Consider the following 19,656-nt stretch of genomic DNA (forward strand, 5'->3'; position numbering starts at 1 on the left):
TTACACATTAATTAGGGATAATCCTTAATTCAATTAACTAAATAATGCAAAAACGCTATTAATCGTTTAAACTTAAAAAAGTTATACATGAGAAATCTATTGTTAGTAATGTGTGCCATCATTTTAATGTCATGCAGTGTTAAGCCTAAGGAGAAAGCCAAGGAGAAAATAAAGTATGAAGCCGACTGGGAGTCACTTAAGCAATATGAAGTTCCAGAATGGTGGTTGAATACCAAATTTGGTATTTATTTTCACTGGGGGCCATATTCTGTGCCTGCACATGAAACGGAGTGGTATGCCATTCATATGTACACAGAAGGCCATCCGATTAGAGAGTATCATGAAAAAACTTATGGGAATCTAAAGGATTTTGGTTACAAAGATTTCATCCCAATGTTTACTGCCGATAAATTCGATGCTGACAAGTGGGCGGAATTGTTTAAAAAGTCAGGTGCGCAATTTGCAGGGCCAGTTGCAGAACATGCCGATGGATTTGCCATGTGGGATAGTGAGTTAACCGAATGGGATGCTATGGATATGGGGCCAAAGCGCGATGTTGTAGGCGAAATGGCCAAGGCAGTTCGTAAGCAGGGCATGAAGTTTATTGCCACTTACCACCGCCATTGGTTATATGCTTGGTTTCCAACATGGGATAAAACAACAGATGCCAGTGATCCGGCTTACGAGGGATTATATGGACCATATGTGCCTGAAGGATCGTTTGTAATGGCCACAGGAGATTATCCAAATCCTCCAAAAAAAGAATTTCATGAGGAATGGTTAGCTCGTTTAGATGAGTTAATGGACAAGTATCAGCCTGATATTATTTGGTTCGATAATAAAATGGATATTATTGAAGAGGATTATAGAAAGCAGTTTTTGGCTAACTATTATAACAAAGCTCAAGATTGGGGACGTGATGTAGTTTGTACTTACAAGTTTGAAGATATGGCTGTAGGTACTGCTGTATTGGATTTAGAGCGTTCACGAATGAGTGAGAAGAAGGATTTCCCTTGGTTAACCGATGATTCTATTGATTGGAAAGCATGGTGTGATATTTCTGATCCAAAATACAAATCTACAAATCGTTTAATCGATTTCTTAGTAGATGTGGTTAGTAAAAATGGAGCTGTACTTTTAAATATTACGCCACGTGCTGATGGAACAATTCCAGAAGGTGTTGAAACTCGTTTGTTAGAAATGGGAGAGTGGTTTAAAGTAAATGGAGAAGCCATTTTTGATACGCGACCATGGAAAATTTACGGTGAAGGCCCACAAGAAATTGTAGAAGGTCACTTAAGCGAGGATAAAAACCCTGAGGCTGTAGCAGAGGATATTCGATTTACAACTAAAGGTGACGATTTATATGCCATTACAATGGCATGGCCAACAGAAACTATGAATATCAGAAGCCTAGCTAAAAAAGAAGGTTTGTTAACTAAAAATATTAAATCAGTTAACCTTTTAGGTTATGAGGGTAAAATTAACTGGGAGTTAACAGAGAATGGTTTACAGGTTGAAATGCCAGATACCAAACCTTGTGAGCATGCTTTTGCTTTAAAAATTCAATTACAATAATATAATAATATAAGAAGGCTTGCGTCATTAATTTGTCGCAAGCTTTTTTGTTTTTATATTTAAATGTAGATAAGAATGAGGCTCCGGTTAAATACCTAGAGTGTGAAGGTGAATTTGAAACAGGTGTATCTCAAATAACGGTAAAAGGTGAAGAATTAAGAGAAACAAAAATTTCTATTGAATGTAAATAAATCATACCAAGCCCCAATACCTTTATCAGGTATTGGGGCACAATTTAAACATACTATCTATATAATTTTGCTAAGAAAGAATCTATACTCAAATGCGTATATGTTTTAGAGATTAATCAATATCGTTACTTGTTTAGTGAAATGAAAGTTGAGATTTATGTATTTAATTAGATGAGAAAATTTAGAAATAAGAGGGAGATATTGATGAAATAAACACAAGACTAAAAAAATGAAAAAAAAATGAATATATTGCTTCGTGCTTAGTAATTTCATTTTGGATTTTAATTTCTTACTACCACCTATATCATATAACGATGAAAGAATTTACGCTTAAATGCGAATCTGTTTTGGAGTCAGATATTACTTTAATTAAGAAGTTAGAGAAAGGTGATCGAGAAGCCTATGAAAGTATATTTAATTATTATTACCCAACCTTAATAAGATTCGCAGAGGGCTATGTATTTAATAGAGCAATTAGTGAAGATATTGTACAAGATTTTTTTGTGTGGTTATGGGAAAACAGAAAGCAACTAAAAGTAAGAACTAACTTAAGGTCATATTTTTACCAAGCAATAAAAAATCGCAGTCTCGATTATTTGAAGCATCTACAGGTTACAGATAAATATAGGGTTCTATTTATACAGGCAACTATGAATGCTCAATTAGAAGAAGAGGAGCCTGAGAACGAAGTCCTTTTTAATAAACTATCCTTAATAATTAATCAGATGCCACCTCAAATGGCAGAAATAGTGAAGGCAAAATATTTTAGTTCTAAAAAGATTGAAGAAATTGCCTCGCAACTCGATATATCCGTTAATACCGTAAAAACCCAGCTATCAAGGGGTAGGAAGAAGATTAAAGAGTTTATATCAACCATTTTATTGTTATTTACTTAATCTGATATCGGTTGATTGTTAAAAAGTATAAATAAAAAATAAAATTTGTGTCATCCTTTTTTAGGTGCTTGTCGTCTTATATACAAAGACACCTAATAAATGGATAAAAATAACATAGACTATCATATACTTTGGAAAAAATTTAACGCTAGTGTTTCAAAACAAGAGCAACAGTTAATTGATGATTGGCGCAGTATTTCACCCAAACAAGAACAATTATACAAAGATGTTGAAGCGTTTTATTCTGAAGACTCAATTAATCTTACACCTAATTTAAATCAGCAAGAAGCCTTTAAAAACATATCAAATCGGATTAATAAGCGAAGGTGGTATAGTATTTCGGCTGCAGCAAGTGTTATTTTAATTCTCGGACTATCAGTTCTTTATTTACAAAGTAAAATATTCTCAGTTAGTGAGCCTACTATAATAGCTCAGAATAGTTCGACACAAATTACTCACGGTGAAAAAAAGGCCGTCCTTATTTTAGAAGATGGCACTGAAGCTGTAATAACTCCCGAAACACAGTTAGAGGTTAATCAAGGAAGTTCTTCGCTTCAACTTTCAAAAAGCGGGATATCTTATAAAGAGCAAAAAAATAAAAGTATAAAAGAAAGCTTCAATACCCTTATGATTCCGCGTGGAGGTGAGTTTTACCTTGAGCTTTCAGACGGAACAAAAGTTTGGCTAAACTCAGAAACCAAGTTAAAATATCCCGTAGCATTTGTAAATGATCAAAGAGTTGTTGAGTTGACTGGTGAGGCATATTTTGAAGTAGCAAAAGATATGCAACATCCATTTATTGTAATGTCGGGCAGTCAGAAAGTTAAAGTTTTAGGAACTCAGTTTAATGTTAATAATTATGATGGCAATCCTTCTATAAAAACAACCTTGGTTGAAGGAGCAGTAGAGGTAGTTACTAATTCAGGTGAGTCTATAAAATTAAACCCTGGATACCAATCTGTTTACGATATAAATACTAGTAAAATTGCTTCAAGTAAAGTAAATGTATCGCAATGTATTGCATGGAAGAATGGAATATTTCAATTTTCAGACGAAACATTAGTACAGATGCTAGGAACGCTTGAGCGATGGTACGATGTTTCTTTTAATTATAAAAATGATGCTTTAAAAAATATACGTTTCACAGGAAAAATGAAAAGATATGAGTCCTTAGAAGAAGTACTTGCAATTATTGAAAAAACAAATGAGGTGAACTTTACGGTTGAAGGATCACAGGTATTTGTTAATTAAAATAAAAAGAAGAAGGTGTAATGCGGCAACATCACACCTTCTGAGTGTTTATAATCCAATGTGTTAAATTAAAAACAGCGCAAAGCTATGAAAAAAACATCAAAGTATTTGCCTCCAAATGGAGGTACCCTAAATCTGCGTATGAAATTTATTCTTTTTTTTATTCTAGCTGCCTACATAAATGTGGATGCGAGCACCTATGCTCAGGATACACGCTTGTCGGTAAATTTAAATAACGCTAGTGTTAACGAAGTGTTAGAAGCCCTTGAGCAACAAAGTGAATTTACATTTATGTATCGCTCAAATTTGTTTGCTACAGTAGATAAACAAAATGTAGATATTGAGAATGTAACAGTTTATCAATATCTAGATGATTATTTGGTACCGGAAGGTTTCGAATATGAGGTTGAGGATAAAACAGTGATTATTAGAAATGCGGCAAATATAAGTTTAGCTCAACAAGAAAATAATGTTACTGTTACCGGTATTGTGAAAGATGATACAGGAGCAACATTGCCAGGTGTAGCCATACAAATTAAAGGTACAACAACAGGTACCATTACTGATATCGACGGTAAGTATACGATATCTAATTTATCAGGAGATGAGGTTCTAGTGATTTCATTTGTTGGGATGCAAACTCAAGAAATCTCAATTAGCGGGAAAACAAAAATAGATGTTACTCTGTCGCCAGATGCAGTAGGTTTGGAAGAGGTAATCGCAGTAGGATATGGGGTTAAAAAGAAGAGTGTGGTAACAGGTTCTATCAGTAGTGTGAGTTCTGAAGATTTAGTACAAAGTAAACCCTCCAATATTAATTCAGCTCTTAATGGTAGAGCAGCAGGTGTAATTGTTTCACCAGTATCCGGTCAACCAGGAGCTTCTCCGCAAGTTAACATTCGTGGAGTAGGTACCAACGGTAATTCAAATCCACTCTATATTATTGATGGATTGCCAATGAGCGATATGAATGCGGTTAATCCTAACGATATAGAGAGCATGGAGGTTCTTAAAGATGCGACTTCAGCAGCAATATATGGAGCTCGTGCCGCTAATGGAGTTATTTTAATTACAACAAAAAAAGGTAAGGCAGGCCAATCGACTTTAACTTATGATGGTTTTTATGGAGTACAGAATGCCTACCATGTGCCTGATATGATGAACTCAGATCAGTATATCAATATGGTAAAACAATTTCACGATAATGATAATCCTGATCAAGTTGGAGCCTATCCTGATTGGATTCAATCACTTGATCCATCTATAAATACCAATTGGTTTGATGAAGTTACAGAGCCAGCCAAGGTAACGGAGCATAATATAACAGCAACCTTTGGGAGCGATAAAGGTAGTACCTTATTATCTATTGGTTATAGAGATCAGGATGGAATTATTGGTGGTGATAATTCTTACTTTAAAAGATATAGTGCAAGAGTTAATACAACTCATAATGTAAAAGAGTGGTTAACCGTAGGAGCAAATATGAATGTGCAGCACATTGATAAAGCTAGTATTTCAATGGGTGTGAATGGATACAATACTGCAGGTTACGCTTTTATGATGGATCCAACCACTCCTCCTCATGCAGGCCCTGGAACTGCCTTTCCTGATTACCCAAATTATGATGAAAGAGGATATGGGGTTACTGCTAGTAATGCAACACGTATGTGGAATCCACTTCATTTTATGGAAGTTCAAGATGGTAACCGAGAAAATAAAACGGATCGCCTGTATGGTAACACCTATCTTCAAATAGAGCCCATTAAAAATTTGATTATAAAAACTGATTTTGCAGCAAATATTAGTAACAATAGTAATAAGAAATATACTCCAGCTTATAATCACAGACCATCACAGGTAAATAATTTTAATGAAATTTCTCAAAACAGTAGTAGAAATACATTCTGGCAATGGGAAAATACAATTACTTACTCTCACTCTTTTGGAGATCATAATCTGAGCGGATTATTAGGAACTACAGCCTCAGAAAATACCTATGCTCAAATGGGTGGTAGTAGGCAGAAACTACCTGGTTTCGAGGCTGAGAATAATCCAAATTGGTGGTACCTTGATGCTGGAGATGTTGCAACGGCAACAAACACAGGTAAGGCTAATGCAATGCATGCTTTGGCATCTATTTTTGGTCGTGTAAGTTACGATTATAGAAATAAGTATATGGCTGAAGTTGTTGTTCGTCGTGATGGTTCAACCAATTTTGGGCCTAATAACAGATATGCTGTATTTCCAGGTGTAAGTGCCGGTTGGAATATTAGTAATGAGGATTTTTGGGATTTGGCAAACTTTGATGTACTTAAAGTTCGTGCAAGTTGGGGCCAAAATGGTAATGAGGCCATCGATCCATTTTCATATACATCTATTATCAGCAATGATTATTTTTATATGTTAGGAACCAATACAACTATATTGCCAGGTTCTGCTCCTCAAAACTTGATTAATGAAAATGTTCGTTGGGAAACTAGTGAGCAATTCAATGTTGGGGTAGATATGGTTTTTTACGGCGGTAAGCTACGAGGTAATATTGATTATTACACCAAGAATACAAAAGATCTACTACTTACACCAATTATGGAAGATATTAGAGGTAATGATATTCCATATTATAATATTGGCGAGGTTAGCAATAAAGGACTTGAATTTCAGGTGACGTACAGAACTAAAATAGGAGAAGTAGACTTTGGTGTTTCTGCCAATGCATCTTATTTAAAGAATGAAGTAGTGGCAGTAGGTAATGAAAATGGTTTTATTGATGGAGGTCAATGGCGAACTAATGCTGAATATACTACAAGAATGGAAGTGGGCAAGCCAATGGGATATTTTTATGGATATAAAACTCTAGGAGTATTCCAAAATCAACAAGAAATTGACAATTATAAATATAGCGATGGTACCTTAATTCAGCCAAATGCTAAACCAGGAGACCTTATTTATAAGGATACTGATGGTGAGGGTGGCATTACTGATAATGACAGAACAGATATAGGTAATCCATGGCCTAAGTGGACCTATGGATTAAACCTTAATGCGGGATGGAAAGGGATTGATTTCTCAATGTTTATAACAGGTAAAGCTGATTTAGATGTAATGGCTTGTCATTATCGCTCTGAATTATATGGAGATGTTAACCTACCAACTTTTTATAATGATGCTTGGCAGAAAGAAGGCGATAATACCAATTTTCCTCGTTTAGCAAATGGAAATTTTCAAAAGCCGTCTGATATATTTATGTACGATGCTTCTTATCTTAAAATTGGGACCCTTGAGCTAGGGTACACATTACCAAAAGCCTGGACAGATCAAGTTAAACTATCAAATGTGCGATTTAGTGTTGCGATGGATAATGTAGCCATATTTACCAAGTATCCTTTCTTCGATCCTGAAGTTGGTGCAATGGAAGATGATGTGCTAACTACAGGACTTGATAGATCTATTTATCCACAAGCTCGAACAACTAGAGTAGGGCTAACTGTTAACTTTTAATTGTAAATAAGATGAAGAAAAAGATAATATATTTATGTTCATGCCTTGCCATTTTATTTTCGGCATGTTCTGATGAGTTTTTAACTAACTCGCCAATTATGGGTAGTACAGAAGAGGGCTACTATCAAAGCGATGAGCAAATGTTTAATGCCTTAATGGCTGTTTATAATGCCATACAAATTGATAATGCTTTAGCTCATTATGTTCCTTTCGGAGAAATTAGATCTGATAATGCAAAAACAGGAGGCGGTAATGCAAATGATCAGGCTGATATGCAGCGCCTCGAAGACTTTACTAATACCGATGTTAACTATGTGTCAGCAGGTTTGTGGAGCAGATCATATACAGGTATTTATCGTGCAAATTTATTAATAAATGCAGAGTACGATAGTGAATTGGCTCGATTATATAAGGCTGAGGCAAAGGTATTACGGGCTTGGTTTCATTTTGATTTATTGCGTACTTATGGCCCATGCTTTATTAGTTTAGAAACAAATTATCCTGATAATTTCGAATTTACTAGAGATACCAGAGAGAATGTAAATAAACAAATTGAGAAAGATTTGTTAGAGGCTATCCCATTGCTCGTTACTAAACATCCGGATGAAATGGTAGGTAGATTAACTCAAGCCTCTGGCCAAGCCATATTAGCTAAAACCTATATGTATTGGGCCGATTGGGATAACGATAATAAGAGTATTTTTGATAAAGCAATACCTTTATTACAGGAGGTAATGAAAGCGCACTATACATTAAGTAATGATTATGCAAGCTTATTTGCACCACAGGCAGAAAATAATAATGAAAGTATTTTTGAGATACAACGTTCTACGCAATCAGGTAATTATCAATTAGGAAACCATTGGGTTATGTTTTGTGGTCCTCGAAATTTAGGAGATCATCCAGATGTACTTGCCGGTTGGGGATTGTGGGTTCCTCAAATGAATTTGTACGATTACTTTTTAGAAGAGGATGCTGTGAGAAGAAGTACAGCATTACTAACCTACGATGATTTGGTTACCAAGCCTAACGAAGAAGGGCATGATGTATCATGGGAAACAGGGGCCTATAACCCTGAAGATTTTGAAGGTTTAGAGCAAGGTAAATATGTAAATTGGAATCAAAGTGTATACACTGTAGTGGGTAATTTGATACGAAACCGTCCAGGTAATGAGCGATTAATTCGCTATGGTGAAATTTATCTGTTGCTAGCAGAATGTCACTTACGAGGATCAACTCGCGATGAGGCTGAAGCAAAACGCTTAATCGATGACTTGCGTGTGGCTCACGTTGGAGGGGGTGATGCCTCAAAATGTATGAGTGTTGATGAGTTAATGATTGCTTATCCTGATCGTTTCCCAAACCCATTAGAGGTGTTGTGGTACGAAAGACGTTGCGAACTTGCCGGAGAAGGCGACCGTTGGTACGATTTAGTTAGAACAGGAAGAGCTGCTCAAGTAATGGGTGCTTTATATCCTGATGCTTGGGATGATAAAGATTATTACATACCAATTAGCCAAGTAGAAACAGGGGCATCAGGTGGTTCTTTAACCACTTATCCTGATGAGCCAGTGCCAACTCCTCCTGTATATTAAAAAAATAATAACCCTAACGGAGAGGAACTCGCAGAAATGCAGTTCCTCTTTTTATTTATTCAAGGTGTTTGTTTTCTGCTAGTTTGTTAAGATCCTTAAAGGTATATGGTGATGTGTGAGTTATTTGATTTCAACAGGTGTCGCTTTAAATAAAACTAATGCCGTTTTCAAAATATCATTAAATAACGTTCTTAGTATATAAGGTTTGAATTTACTTTAATTTGATTCTCTTCAAGTAAGTTTACAGACTTAGAACAAATGTTATTTGTACACGATAGACTAACTTTTATTTCTGGGTTATGAGATCTAATTTTATTGGCAATATCAATAATCTTGAGGGCATCCTTTTTAATGATTCTGCTTTTAACTTTTTTAACGATGCTTATTTCGGTACTAGATAATTGTTCAAGCTTAACCCTTGAGGACAAGTCGAATGTTTGTGGTGCAATATTCATAATTATTTATGATCTCCTGATTTATAATACCATGTATTGTTTTCCTTCACAAAATAGGAGTTTTCATGAATGTCCTGTATTTGGTTATTCTCGGTAAATGCAGCCTTAAATTCAACCCAGCCCTCGGTATCGTTTTCAGTACCACTTTTGGTACTAATTATATTCAGGCTGATCCAATTAACTGATTTAGTCCATTTTAAAATGCTCTTGCGTTCTTTGGTAGGGCGCGTAGATTTATGATGAGAGTTCATTAAATAGTTGATGTCGGCTATTACAAAAGCGGTATATCTTGATCGCATCAAGGCTTCTGATGTATTTGCTTTAGCTGTACCGTTAATTATAGCTTGGCAGCACTCTTCGAATGCTTGGTTTGAACCACAATAACACTTTTTCATCTGGTAAAAATATATAATTTTTAGAGCATAAAAAAAGCTGCTTGATGGGAATAAGCAGCTTTAATATATGAGTGGTGAATTATACCAAAAACATCATCTAATTTATTTATCAATCATTCAATAATGCATTTGGTATTATTTACTGAATAACTTTTCCTCCTACAGGAATAATCGTTTTGCCTGCAACATCATTAATAATAATTGCAGCCATCATATACCACGCAGCTAATGCACAAATGATAAGATCAATTGCAGCTAGTGTACCTAATTCAGGGAAACCAAAGTGTTCAAGGTCTAATAAAATGAATCCGATTAATAAAGTGGCAAAAGTAAAAGCCATAGCTTTACTAATTCTTAAGGATGCAATAAATAGAATTACAGTATATAAAGTCCACGCAACAAGGTAGTAACCTACATCTGTTCCACTTGATTTATAAACATCAAAGTGGTTTAATATCCATATAATACCTAGTCCAATCCAAAAAGATCCGTAACCAACAAATGCACTATAACCAAAGTTATTGCCCATTTTTTGTTCCTGAAAGCCAGCAATCATTTGTGCTAAACCACCAAATATAATACCCATAGCTAAAACAGGACCATGTCCCATTAAACCTAAATTATGAATTTGTAAAAGTAAGGTTGTTAAACCAAAGCCTGCTAAACCAACTACTGCTGGATTTCCATTTTTCATTATAAGTTTCTTTAAAATTATCAGCCGGCAAAAGTACGTTTTGCAATTAAGCTACTCAAGCACAAAAGTGTTAAAAAGTGTTTAAAAAATAGTATTACCATGATTTAATTAATTCAGGCTTAGGCGAAAATAAATCTTCGAGTAAATTAGTGTCTCTAAAAGTAAAGTTTACAATGAAGCTTGATTTATCACGATTGTATTTAGGGTAGAATTTCAAGTCCACTTCGAATGTTGGAATTACTAAACTCTCATTTTTTATTCTGAGCGTTAAACCATGTACCGATACCACATCTATTTTTCCTTCAAGAAAATCATCATCCGAGATTAGGCCAATATCGGTAAATGGAGTTAGGGAAAAATTGAATCCAATTACTTGGTAAGGAATATGGAAAGTAGGTCTGTATTCTAAAGAAAGATAACTTTCACCTTTAATTTCGTGATCTTTAAACCTAATAATATTATTACTGTAACGCAATAATTGATAGTACCTACTATTATGGAGTGTATTGAGGTTAACGAATAAAAAGTGTCTGTAATCTGAATTTCCAACTTTTAATAATGGACTAATATAGGTAGTACGTATTTTCATAAATACATCTTCCGCAGCCCCATTGTTGTAAAAACTAGCAGCCTCAATATTTAAACCTAACAAACCTTTTTTCGGTCTAACCATTTGCATTGCATAATCAACACCAATATATGGCCTAGTGTAATACTGGTTCCACATATATCCACCTGTTGCTTTAATTCGGTAACCAACAGGAATATCCTCCGTAATACCAAAACCTTGTACTTTTCGGGCTTTAAAAAAGTTAATTTTTTGAAGCATTGCAGTTGATAACGACATATTCCAATCGTGAAAGATGTAATTAGAATCTGCTGAAACAAAAGGACGCTCACTATAATTTTGTTGAAAGTAACGGGTTGAAATGCTTAAATTCGGGTTGTTTCCGGTTGAAGAAAATAAAAACGTTTTACCAAGCCATGCATCATAAACTTTGCTTTTATACGGAGTGTGATAAACTGAATCAATTCCATCGTACTCATGTTTCAATGTTTCTTTTTTATCTATGTAGGAGATGGCACCACCCAATTCCATATCAGTAGTTATAAAAGGCCGCTCAACTAGCAATTCCAGGTTATCTTTTTCGTAATTATAAATTCTAGAAAGTCCAGCATCAATAAAAGTACCACTAATATTGCGTGCCAAATACTTGTAACTGTAACCCAAATCCGGACTCTCATTAATCTTGTGATGTGCACCAAGTTCAATGTAATGGCCTAAACCCATAAAGTTTCTCATGTTAGGAGAAATAGAGAATTCATCTGTTCCATTAGTTTTTATCGAAATATCGTATGGGAGTATGTCTTTTGTGATAACCTCAATATCAACACTATCAGATAGTAGGTTATTCTGGTGAATTACAATTCTGGCATCCTCAATATAATTTAGTTGACGCAGAAGTCTTTCGTTCTCTGCCATTTGCCAAGGATTTATTTTATCATTCTCGTCAAAACGCAGATTATTACGTATAACATTGGTTTTTGTTGCTATGTGATTTTTCTTTAATTCCTGTCCAATTCTTGATAAAGAATATCTTGCAGTATCAGTAATTGTTCCGTTAAACATTTCAACTTGCTTAAAAGAAATATTCCGAATTACTTTTCCTTTAAATTGCTCAAAGTAATGCTGAGAAGCCGTGTATTCTTTTTCTTTGGTATCGTTTTTATAGGCACCTCTCCAAAGCTTATGATATTGATCTATCCGTTCTTCAATCTGCTTTTTTTTCTTTGGGCGTTTCTCATAGTAAACATTACTTCTGAGTAAGAAATTACGTTGTAGCTTATAGCGTTCATTCTGCGGTAAAATAACTATAGAATCGCTAACTCCAAAATATATAGTGTCTGCACAAATCATCATCTGATTGTATGCCACTCTGATGGTATCCTTATTCTGAGCTTTAGCATGGGTGCCAAATAGAACACAAATACAGGTTAATATAAATAAGAGATTTATTCTCAAAATAAGGTTTGCTTTTTTATCAAAGAAACAAAAATACCTAATTATCGGATAAGTACATCCGTAAATTTCTTAAATATATTAAATCAGTGTAATCCAATTGTTGTTCTATTTACTATAAGGCTATTTTTTCATGCTCTTTTTGATATTACGTTAGGTTTGTTGCATGTGTAAGAAATGTTATAACCTTATTACCATTATACCTTATAATTAGGTAAGAAAGTAGCTATGTTTTATATTTGTGTAATATACATACTATAAAGCGTTAAATATACAAATTTGTATGCCTAGATCTATTTTTGAAAATATAGTTATTCAGAATTATAAACAAGAAACCTTTTTTAAAGATTGCAAATATGCACCCATAAGGTTTTTTGAAATTTTGTTTATTGAAGAAGGAGAAGGACTGTTAAGTATCAATGGGCATAATGTTCCGTACAGTGCTAAACAGCTCTTTATATTTGTACCCAACGATAAGTATACATTTGAGGTAAATACACCCACATCAGTTTCAACCATTAAGTTCTTAAAAAGCTTTTTTGCGAATGTAAATGCCAATACTGATACGGCAGAACGAATAGAGTGGTTTAAGAAAATTGAGATTTTATTATATAGTACAAACAGAACTGCGAGTGTAGAAATAAATACCAAGGGAGAGGAGGGTAGCCTTTATTCTTTATTATCTGTAATGAATGAGGAATATAATAATACTCATGGAGATAAAATAATTATAAAGAATATGCTGAATTCAATTCTGCATATAATATCAAGGAATGTAAGTTATGTTTCTTCAAAAACACCATCTTCGAAAATTCAGGAAATTATAAATTATATTCACGCCAATATTTATCATTCAGAGTTGCTTACACTTAAAGAACTAGCCAATCAGTTTAATGTATCTGAAAATTATATTGGGCAGTATTTTAAAAAGCAAATGGATATCACTTTAAAAAAGTATATACTCAATTATAAAATAAAGCTCGGAGAAACTCGATTGAAATATACTGATTTAACACTTCTAGAAATAGCATCTGAATTTGGATTTAGCGATAGCAGCCATCTTGATAAAACTTTTATAGCCTATAAAGGGATGACGGCAGGAGCATATAGATGTGAACAGCACTTGAATGTATAGCCTATATATTTTTATTGCAGTATTTCACTAATGGACAATGATCACATTTAGGTATTTTAGTACAATAGTCTTTTGCATGCTCCACTATTAAACCATGGTAATAATCATACGTTGGCACATCGCATAAAATGGCGTTTTCAATCATCTGTTGAAATGCAGTATAACTTTTAGGAACAGCAAAACCAATTCGAGTAAAAATACGCCGTGCGTAGGCATCAATTACAAATGAGGTTTTATTGAAAACATATACTAACATGGCATCAGCTGTTTCGTTACCAATACCATGAATGGCAAGTAATTCTTTTCTTAGTACCTCTTTGTTTTTTGATGTTACTTGGTTAACATCAAAATTGTATGTGCTAAACCACTCAAATAAAGCTTTTAGTTTTTGGGCCTTCTGGTTTTGAAAACCGGCTGGACGAATAACTTCAGCAATCTCTTCTAGTGAAACAGTTAAAAAGAACTGTGGTGAAATAGGCGTACTAAACCTGCCCAATGCTTGATCCACATTTTTCCAATTGGTATTTTGTACAAGAATAGAACCTACCATTAATTCCAATGCAGAGTTAGCCTGCCACCACGATTTATTGCCGCGCCAGCCAGTTCTTAAAATACTTTCACCATACTGCGCACCTAAGATGTCGAAAATGTGTGCTAATTGTTTATTTGTCAGTCTATTTTTCTCCATGTTTAAATTGATACTTCAGGTTGTTGTATAAATGAGTCTTAAGCATACTCCAAGATTTACCTTATCGAATCTTAGTTTTTTACTAATTACTACTTTTTTTATACCAGAGCTTAACGGTGCTTCTTCCGTAAGTTTGTAATATAAACAATAACACTTATTTATGATGAAAAATGCACAAGAAGTTTTCGAAAAGCACATAAGTGCGGTGTATACTTTGGATCCCGAAAATGTTATGAAGGATTACCATGAAGATGCCATTTTTATTACACCAGAAAAAACCTATTTAGGTGTATCTCAAATAAGAGAATTTTACGAAGACTTACTTTCAAAGATGGATGGTTTTAAAATTGAAACCATAAAGCAAGAAACACATAACAACATTGTCTATTTAGTTTGGCAAGGGAAGAATGAGCACTTAAATGTAGAGTTCTGCACCGACACATACTATGTTGTTGATGGAAAAATTAAGTGTCATACTTTCGCCGGAATTATTAATTAACCTTTAAATATTTTAATCATGGATTACAAGAATTTTCAAACATTTACAGCTGAGCAAAAAGATGCTATTTTAACCGTAACTATTAACTATGGTCCGGTAAATGTTCAAGGTCAGGAGATGTTAGCTGATTTAAGCAGTTTAGCCCTCAGACTAGAAAGAGATAGAAGTGTAAAAGTAGTAGTTTTTGAATCGTCAAATCCAGGATTTTGGGTTTGCCATTATGATACCAATCTATTAAGAGATATGTCTCAAGAGGCTGTTTCAAGAGCAGAAGTTAAGTTGCTCGATTTACAAGCTATTTTAGAAAGAATTAGTAGCCTTCCACAAGCTACGATTGCCAAAATTGAAGGTTTTGCACGTGGCGGTGGGCACGAATTTGCATTGGCTTGCGATATGCGTTTCGCAGCAAGAGGTAAGGCCAAATTTATGCAAATGGAAGTAGGTATGGGAATACTTCCTTGCGGTGGTGGAGCTTCTCGTATGGCTCGACAAGCTGGACTCGGTAAAGCACTTGAAATTATTTTGGGAGCTAAGGATTGGGATGCCGATGAGGCAGAAAAGTTTGGTACCATAAACAAAGCTCTCGATCCGGATGAAATAGGTCCGTATGTTGATGCTTTGGCCGAACGTATTTCTAAATTTCCGGCAGAATCAATAGAAGCATGTAAGCGAGCCGTTTATGCCTCAATTGATTTGCCAATTGCTGATGCGTTAAGAGAAGAGGCTTATCAATTATTTCAGGCTACAAGTAAAACTCCTGCCATTAAGCGTTTTACCATTGCTGATGAAAATGGGGCACAATTCGATCTTGAAAATCAAAAGAATTGGGAAAGCATGTTAATGGATTTACAAGATATTAAGTAATATATCCATAAGATATCTGTAATTAGGGAGTGTATGAGCTTTCTGAGTACAAACTTTTTAAATTATTGTGGGTTAGCATGGCGGATGATTCTATTTCTTAAAAGTAGTTTATCCGCCTTTTTAAATTTACAGAGTATTACTAACACTCACGTTAATCATTTATAACAGTGTAACTAAACAAAATAGCAACGTTTATTATAGTTAGCGTATACATTCCTTGTTTTTTACTAAAAGCTCATTTTTTATTACATGTTTTAGGGGCATTGTAGATGTAATTTTGTGGTGTATTTAGTTTAAAACAATTTAAGAATAAATATAAAATAATAAGGTCATTATGAAAGCAATGGTAATTAACAAATATGGTGAAGATGCAGTATTTGAATTAGAGCAAGTAAATAAACCAGGTTTAAAAGAAGGTCATGTTTTAATTAAGATTGCCGCATCAAGTGTAAATACTATTGATACTATGATTCGCACCATGGGGAGCAATTTACCTTTATCACCTCAGGCACCTGCCATTTTAGGAATGGACTTTTCAGGAACAGTGGAGGCAGTGAGTGATGATGTGGAAGCGTATTCAGTAGGTGACGAAGTTTATGGTTGTGCCGGAGGATTAGCTGACTTGCAAGGAGCTTTGGCTGATTTTATTGTGGCAGATAGTAAGTTAATAGCGCATAAACCAAAGAATTTGTCGATGAAAGAGGCAGCAGCTTTACCTTTGGTTGGAATAACTGCATTTGAAGGTTTAACTCGCGCAGGTATTTCAAAGGGACAAAAGGTTTTGGTACATGGAGGCTCAGGTGGTGTTGGTCATGTGGCCGTACAGCTGGCTAAGTACTTTGGTGCAGATGTATATGCAACAGATGCAGGAGGTGATAGATCTTTATTAATAGAAAAGCTTGGCGCAACTGCCATTAACTTTAAGGAAGAAAAGGTAGAAGATTATGTGAACAAATATACTGGAGCCTCAGGTTTTGATATTGTTTTTGATACCGTTGGTGGAACTAATCTAGCTAATTCGTTCAATGCAGTAGCTTTAAATGGTCAAATATCTACCACATTAGCGTTATGTGAAGCAGATCTTACCATGGCACATTTTAAAGGAGCTTCATTGCATGTTGTTTTTATGCTAATACCAATGTTGCATAATTTTAAAAGAGAAAAGCATGGGCAGATACTACGCACTTTAACCAAAATAATTGAGCAAGAGAATTTGAAGCCTGTAGTTGATCAAAAGTCATTTAAGCTTGAGGATGTTGGAGCAGCATACGCACACTTATTGAGTGGGAAAGCCATTGGTAAAGTTGTGGTTGAAAATTAATAGTAAGTATTGGCTAAAAAAGTAAAACAAAGTTTTGCGCACTTCGCTGTGAGGATTCATCACAAAAGGCCAAAACTTTGTTTTTTACTAAAATCACCTAATTTCTTACTTCTTATAAGGCAACTCTATAAACTAATTTTGTGTTGTTGATGATTAATTGAATTACCTAAAAAATACTACTGAAGATGGAATACGAAGGAAAAATATATCGACCATGGATGGAAGCGAACAGTTTATTGATACAAACTACAATTGGATGTTCTCATAATAAATGTACGTTTTGTGATATGTTTCGCGACAAAAAGTTTCGCGCACGAAAATTAGAGGATATTTATGAGGATATTGAAGAAGCCCGAAGGACGTATAAACATGTGGAAGAGTTTTTTTTAATTGATGGTAATGTGATGGTGATGAAAACAGAGTTCATAGTAAGCATTATTAAAAAGATTAAAGAACTGTTTCCTTCAACCAGAAAGATATCTCTATACAGTCAGTATAATGATTTCAGGCGTAAAACAGTTGAGCAACTCAAACTTATAAAAGAAGCTGGTTTAACAATGGCTTATGTTGGTTTAGAGTCTGGCGATGCTAAAGTCTTAGAAGATGTAAAAAAAGGTATGACACCTGAGCAGGCCATTGAAGGAGCAGCTAAGGCGAAAGAGGCAGGTATTAGAGTATTGGTATCTATAATTTTCGGATTAGGCGGTAAAGAGCGTTCAAAGGAGCACATTGTAGAAACAACAAAGTTACTCAATATTTTACAGCCTGAAGAACTTGCCCCAATGGCGCTTGCGGTGCAACCAGGAACAGAATTAGAAGCCCAGTTGGATAGGGGAGAGTTTACCTTACCAAGTAAAAGACAAGTACTGGAGGAGGAAAAATACATGTTAGAGAATCTAAATTTTAGTACTTTTTATTGGGGAGATCACGGTAACAACGAAGTTTCTTTAAAAGGTCAATTTCCAAATAATAAGATTGGATTCCTCAATACTGTAAACAATGCAATTGAGCAAGAGGCCGGCAGAGATGAAACCATTGTTACCTATTCATGGTAAGAAATACGCACTAAACTAAATTTACTGATTAGATTTTTTTTTAATCAGAATAAGCTTAAATCAAATAATATGAAAGAAAATAAAACCATTAGAGAAGTTAAAATAGAGAATAACACACTTCAATTTTTATTTAGAGGTGCCATAGAAAATGATATTTCTTGTAATACCGGATCGGCCTATGTTACAAATACCTATTTTTCGAGCGAATACCCAAATAGTGCCGAAATAGAAAGAGCTCTTGAGAATATTGAGATAGAGTTTAGTAAGCATAAAGAACTTAGAAATAATAACGAAACATTAATTTGCAACAATTCCGTTCTTGCCGAGATGTTAAGCGTTGAGGAAGAAACAGTAATAAGTCGTAATATACTCGAAGAAGTTTTTAATAAGTATATCGATTGCGCCTGTGGTGAACCTGCCCATATTTTGGGGATTGATTATAGTGTAGAAAAGCTCTCATTAATAATTTTAGTACGAACCATTATGTATTATCTAGGTTTTAACGAGATAACGGTAAGTAAATGACAAATATTAACAGTATGCAAAAAACAATATTAGTTACAGGAAGTACAGACGGTATTGGTTTAGAAACAGCAAGAATGTTGGTTTTAAAAGGTTATCGAGTTCTTTTGCATGGGCGTAATGCAGTAAAATTGGTACAAGTAGAAAAGATGCTTGTGGCCGAAGGTGGTGTTGTAGAAAGTTACTTAGCCGACCTCTCAAATTTATCAGAGGTGAATAATTTAGCTCGCGAGGTGATTAAAAGACATCAGAAATTAGATGCTTTAGTTAATAATGCCGGAGTATTAAAAATACCATCTCCCATCACGCCTGAAGGTATGGATAAACGCTTTTTGGTTAATAGTGTTGCACCTTATTTACTAACAAAACTATTATTACCCTTACTGGGGAATAAAGGAAGGGTTGTTAATGTTTCGTCAGCTGCACAGGCTCCAGTTAGCACCAAGGCTATTCTAGGGGAGATTGAACTATCGCATAATAGTGCTTATGCACAGAGTAAATTAGCGTTAATTATGTGGAGTAACGATATGGTACAGAAATTGAAAGGCAGCGGGCCAATTATTGTTTCCGTTAATCCAAAGTCTCTATTGGGAAGTAAAATGGTTCGAGAATCATATGGAATTAGTGGATCTGATCTTAGTGTTGGAGCAGATATTCTTTGCCGGGCTGCTCTTTCTGATGAATTTGCCCAAGCTTCGGGTAAATATTTTGATAATGATACGGGTTATTTTGCCACGCCACATCCCGATGCATTAAATTCATCAATGTGTAAAGAGGTGGTTGATGCAATAGAAGAAGTAATATTTAAGTTAACGGCTTAAAGGATTTTGATTTTACTTAAATGGATATCTTTTAGTTAATCGTAAGCAGTTCTTTTAGAGTTTTCAATAAAAAAGGTTTTTACAGTATTTGTTAATGAAGTTGTTTAAAGTTGTATAGAAAATATTCGGGTAACACCTTGATTTTTTCAAATGTCTCCTACAACCTTAAACAACTTCA

Annotated in this window: 18 protein-coding genes; 13 read left to right on the forward strand and 5 right to left on the reverse strand. The window is 34.6% G+C overall.

Annotated elements, in window-relative coordinates:
* The first annotated feature begins 87 nt into the window (after window positions 1-87).
* From QMO11_RS02025 to QMO11_RS02050, 6 genes are all read left to right on the forward strand, one after another.
* Entirely contained in the window at window positions 88-1,578 is a 1,491-nt protein-coding gene (locus QMO11_RS02025; RefSeq protein WP_282035798.1) for an alpha-L-fucosidase, read from the forward strand.
* Between the two features lie 47 nt (window positions 1,579-1,625).
* Window positions 1,626-1,769: a hypothetical protein gene (locus tag QMO11_RS02030; RefSeq protein WP_282035799.1), complete on the forward strand. Its 144-nt coding sequence runs from the start codon at window positions 1,626-1,628 to the stop codon at window positions 1,767-1,769.
* A 314-nt stretch (window positions 1,770-2,083) separates the two neighbouring features.
* Window positions 2,084-2,665, forward strand: a complete 582-nt coding sequence (locus tag QMO11_RS02035) for an RNA polymerase sigma-70 factor (protein WP_282035800.1) — start codon at window positions 2,084-2,086, stop codon at window positions 2,663-2,665.
* 99 nt (window positions 2,666-2,764) lie between these two features.
* Window positions 2,765-3,916, forward strand: coding sequence for a FecR family protein (locus QMO11_RS02040; RefSeq protein WP_282035801.1), 1,152 nt, complete (start codon window positions 2,765-2,767; stop codon window positions 3,914-3,916).
* Window positions 3,917-4,003: 87 nt separating this feature from the next.
* Window positions 4,004-7,414 carry a SusC/RagA family TonB-linked outer membrane protein gene (locus tag QMO11_RS02045; RefSeq protein WP_282035802.1) on the forward strand — a complete coding sequence of 1,137 codons (3,411 nt, stop codon included), beginning with the start codon at window positions 4,004-4,006 and terminating at the stop codon, window positions 7,412-7,414.
* 11 nt (window positions 7,415-7,425) lie between these two features.
* Window positions 7,426-9,009 carry a RagB/SusD family nutrient uptake outer membrane protein gene (locus QMO11_RS02050; protein ID WP_282035803.1) on the forward strand — a complete coding sequence of 528 codons (1,584 nt, stop codon included), beginning with the start codon at window positions 7,426-7,428 and terminating at the stop codon, window positions 9,007-9,009.
* Window positions 9,010-9,200: 191 nt separating this feature from the next.
* On the opposite strand, the gene QMO11_RS02055 is transcribed toward QMO11_RS02050, so the two are convergent.
* The 4 genes from QMO11_RS02055 to QMO11_RS02070 all read right to left on the reverse strand — a co-directional run bounded on the left by QMO11_RS02055 (window position 9,201) and on the right by QMO11_RS02070 (window position 12,576).
* Complete coding sequence (locus tag QMO11_RS02055) at window positions 9,201-9,464, reverse strand: hypothetical protein (protein ID WP_282035804.1); 264 nt, start codon at window positions 9,462-9,464, stop codon at window positions 9,201-9,203.
* Window positions 9,465-9,466: 2 nt separating this feature from the next.
* A complete protein-coding gene (locus tag QMO11_RS02060; protein WP_282035805.1) occupies window positions 9,467-9,859 on the reverse strand; it encodes a YchJ family protein in 393 nt (130 codons plus the stop codon).
* Window positions 9,860-9,998: 139 nt separating this feature from the next.
* Window positions 9,999-10,553 carry an acetate uptake transporter gene (locus QMO11_RS02065; RefSeq protein ID WP_068472929.1) on the reverse strand — a complete coding sequence of 185 codons (555 nt, stop codon included), beginning with the start codon at window positions 10,551-10,553 and terminating at the stop codon, window positions 9,999-10,001.
* A gap of 94 nt (window positions 10,554-10,647) precedes the next feature.
* On the reverse strand, window positions 10,648-12,576 hold the full coding sequence (locus tag QMO11_RS02070) for a hypothetical protein (RefSeq protein ID WP_282035806.1): 1,929 nt from the start codon (window positions 12,574-12,576) through the stop codon (window positions 10,648-10,650).
* A gap of 280 nt (window positions 12,577-12,856) precedes the next feature.
* Between QMO11_RS02070 and QMO11_RS02075 the strand changes: the two genes are divergently transcribed.
* Complete coding sequence (locus QMO11_RS02075) at window positions 12,857-13,708, forward strand: AraC family transcriptional regulator (RefSeq protein WP_282035807.1); 852 nt, start codon at window positions 12,857-12,859, stop codon at window positions 13,706-13,708.
* Window position 13,709: 1 nt separating this feature from the next.
* Here the strand turns inward: QMO11_RS02075 and QMO11_RS02080 are convergent, their stop codons facing one another.
* On the reverse strand, window positions 13,710-14,396 hold the full coding sequence (locus tag QMO11_RS02080) for an endonuclease III domain-containing protein (protein ID WP_282035808.1): 687 nt from the start codon (window positions 14,394-14,396) through the stop codon (window positions 13,710-13,712).
* A gap of 160 nt (window positions 14,397-14,556) precedes the next feature.
* On the opposite strand from QMO11_RS02080, the gene QMO11_RS02085 reads away from it, so the two are divergent.
* The 6 genes from QMO11_RS02085 to QMO11_RS02110 all read left to right on the forward strand — a co-directional run bounded on the left by QMO11_RS02085 (window position 14,557) and on the right by QMO11_RS02110 (window position 19,478).
* Window positions 14,557-14,895 (forward strand): nuclear transport factor 2 family protein, encoded by a 339-nt coding sequence (locus tag QMO11_RS02085; RefSeq protein ID WP_282035809.1) that lies wholly within the window; start codon window positions 14,557-14,559, stop codon window positions 14,893-14,895.
* An 18-nt stretch (window positions 14,896-14,913) separates the two neighbouring features.
* On the forward strand, window positions 14,914-15,759 hold the full coding sequence (locus QMO11_RS02090; RefSeq protein ID WP_282035810.1) for an enoyl-CoA hydratase/isomerase family protein: 846 nt from the start codon (window positions 14,914-14,916) through the stop codon (window positions 15,757-15,759).
* 334 nt (window positions 15,760-16,093) lie between these two features.
* Window positions 16,094-17,080: a zinc-dependent alcohol dehydrogenase family protein gene (locus QMO11_RS02095; RefSeq protein ID WP_282035811.1), complete on the forward strand. Its 987-nt coding sequence runs from the start codon at window positions 16,094-16,096 to the stop codon at window positions 17,078-17,080.
* A gap of 185 nt (window positions 17,081-17,265) precedes the next feature.
* Window positions 17,266-18,135, forward strand: coding sequence for a radical SAM protein (locus QMO11_RS02100; RefSeq protein ID WP_282035812.1), 870 nt, complete (start codon window positions 17,266-17,268; stop codon window positions 18,133-18,135).
* Window positions 18,136-18,204: 69 nt separating this feature from the next.
* Window positions 18,205-18,660, forward strand: coding sequence for a hypothetical protein (locus QMO11_RS02105; protein WP_282035813.1), 456 nt, complete (start codon window positions 18,205-18,207; stop codon window positions 18,658-18,660).
* Between the two features lie 14 nt (window positions 18,661-18,674).
* Complete coding sequence (locus QMO11_RS02110) at window positions 18,675-19,478, forward strand: SDR family NAD(P)-dependent oxidoreductase (protein WP_282035814.1); 804 nt, start codon at window positions 18,675-18,677, stop codon at window positions 19,476-19,478.
* Window positions 19,479-19,656 lie beyond the last annotated feature (178 nt).

The sequence above is a fragment of the Saccharicrinis aurantiacus genome (genome assembly GCF_947489045.1).
Taxonomy (GTDB): domain Bacteria; phylum Bacteroidota; class Bacteroidia; order Bacteroidales; family Marinilabiliaceae; genus Saccharicrinis; species Saccharicrinis aurantiacus.

Bases quoted from the DNA above. Each gene is read 5' to 3' on its own strand.
- QMO11_RS02025 (WP_282035798.1), top strand. From the start codon at position 88: ATGAGAAATCTATTGTTAGTAATGTGTGCCATCATTTTAATGTCATGC.
- QMO11_RS02035 (WP_282035800.1), top strand. From the start codon at position 2,084: ATGAAAGAATTTACGCTTAAATGCGAATCTGTTTTGGAGTCAGATATT.
- QMO11_RS02040 (WP_282035801.1), top strand. From the start codon at position 2,765: ATGGATAAAAATAACATAGACTATCATATACTTTGGAAAAAATTTAAC.
- QMO11_RS02045 (WP_282035802.1), top strand. From the start codon at position 4,004: ATGAAAAAAACATCAAAGTATTTGCCTCCAAATGGAGGTACCCTAAAT.
- QMO11_RS02050 (WP_282035803.1), top strand. From the start codon at position 7,426: ATGAAGAAAAAGATAATATATTTATGTTCATGCCTTGCCATTTTATTT.
- QMO11_RS02055 (WP_282035804.1), bottom strand. From the start codon at position 9,464: ATGAATATTGCACCACAAACATTCGACTTGTCCTCAAGGGTTAAGCTT.
- QMO11_RS02060 (WP_282035805.1), bottom strand. From the start codon at position 9,859: ATGAAAAAGTGTTATTGTGGTTCAAACCAAGCATTCGAAGAGTGCTGC.
- QMO11_RS02065 (WP_068472929.1), bottom strand. From the start codon at position 10,553: ATGAAAAATGGAAATCCAGCAGTAGTTGGTTTAGCAGGCTTTGGTTTA.
- QMO11_RS02075 (WP_282035807.1), top strand. From the start codon at position 12,857: ATGCCTAGATCTATTTTTGAAAATATAGTTATTCAGAATTATAAACAA.
- QMO11_RS02080 (WP_282035808.1), bottom strand. From the start codon at position 14,396: ATGGAGAAAAATAGACTGACAAATAAACAATTAGCACACATTTTCGAC.
- QMO11_RS02085 (WP_282035809.1), top strand. From the start codon at position 14,557: ATGATGAAAAATGCACAAGAAGTTTTCGAAAAGCACATAAGTGCGGTG.
- QMO11_RS02090 (WP_282035810.1), top strand. From the start codon at position 14,914: ATGGATTACAAGAATTTTCAAACATTTACAGCTGAGCAAAAAGATGCT.
- QMO11_RS02095 (WP_282035811.1), top strand. From the start codon at position 16,094: ATGAAAGCAATGGTAATTAACAAATATGGTGAAGATGCAGTATTTGAA.
- QMO11_RS02100 (WP_282035812.1), top strand. From the start codon at position 17,266: ATGGAATACGAAGGAAAAATATATCGACCATGGATGGAAGCGAACAGT.
- QMO11_RS02105 (WP_282035813.1), top strand. From the start codon at position 18,205: ATGAAAGAAAATAAAACCATTAGAGAAGTTAAAATAGAGAATAACACA.
- QMO11_RS02110 (WP_282035814.1), top strand. From the start codon at position 18,675: ATGCAAAAAACAATATTAGTTACAGGAAGTACAGACGGTATTGGTTTA.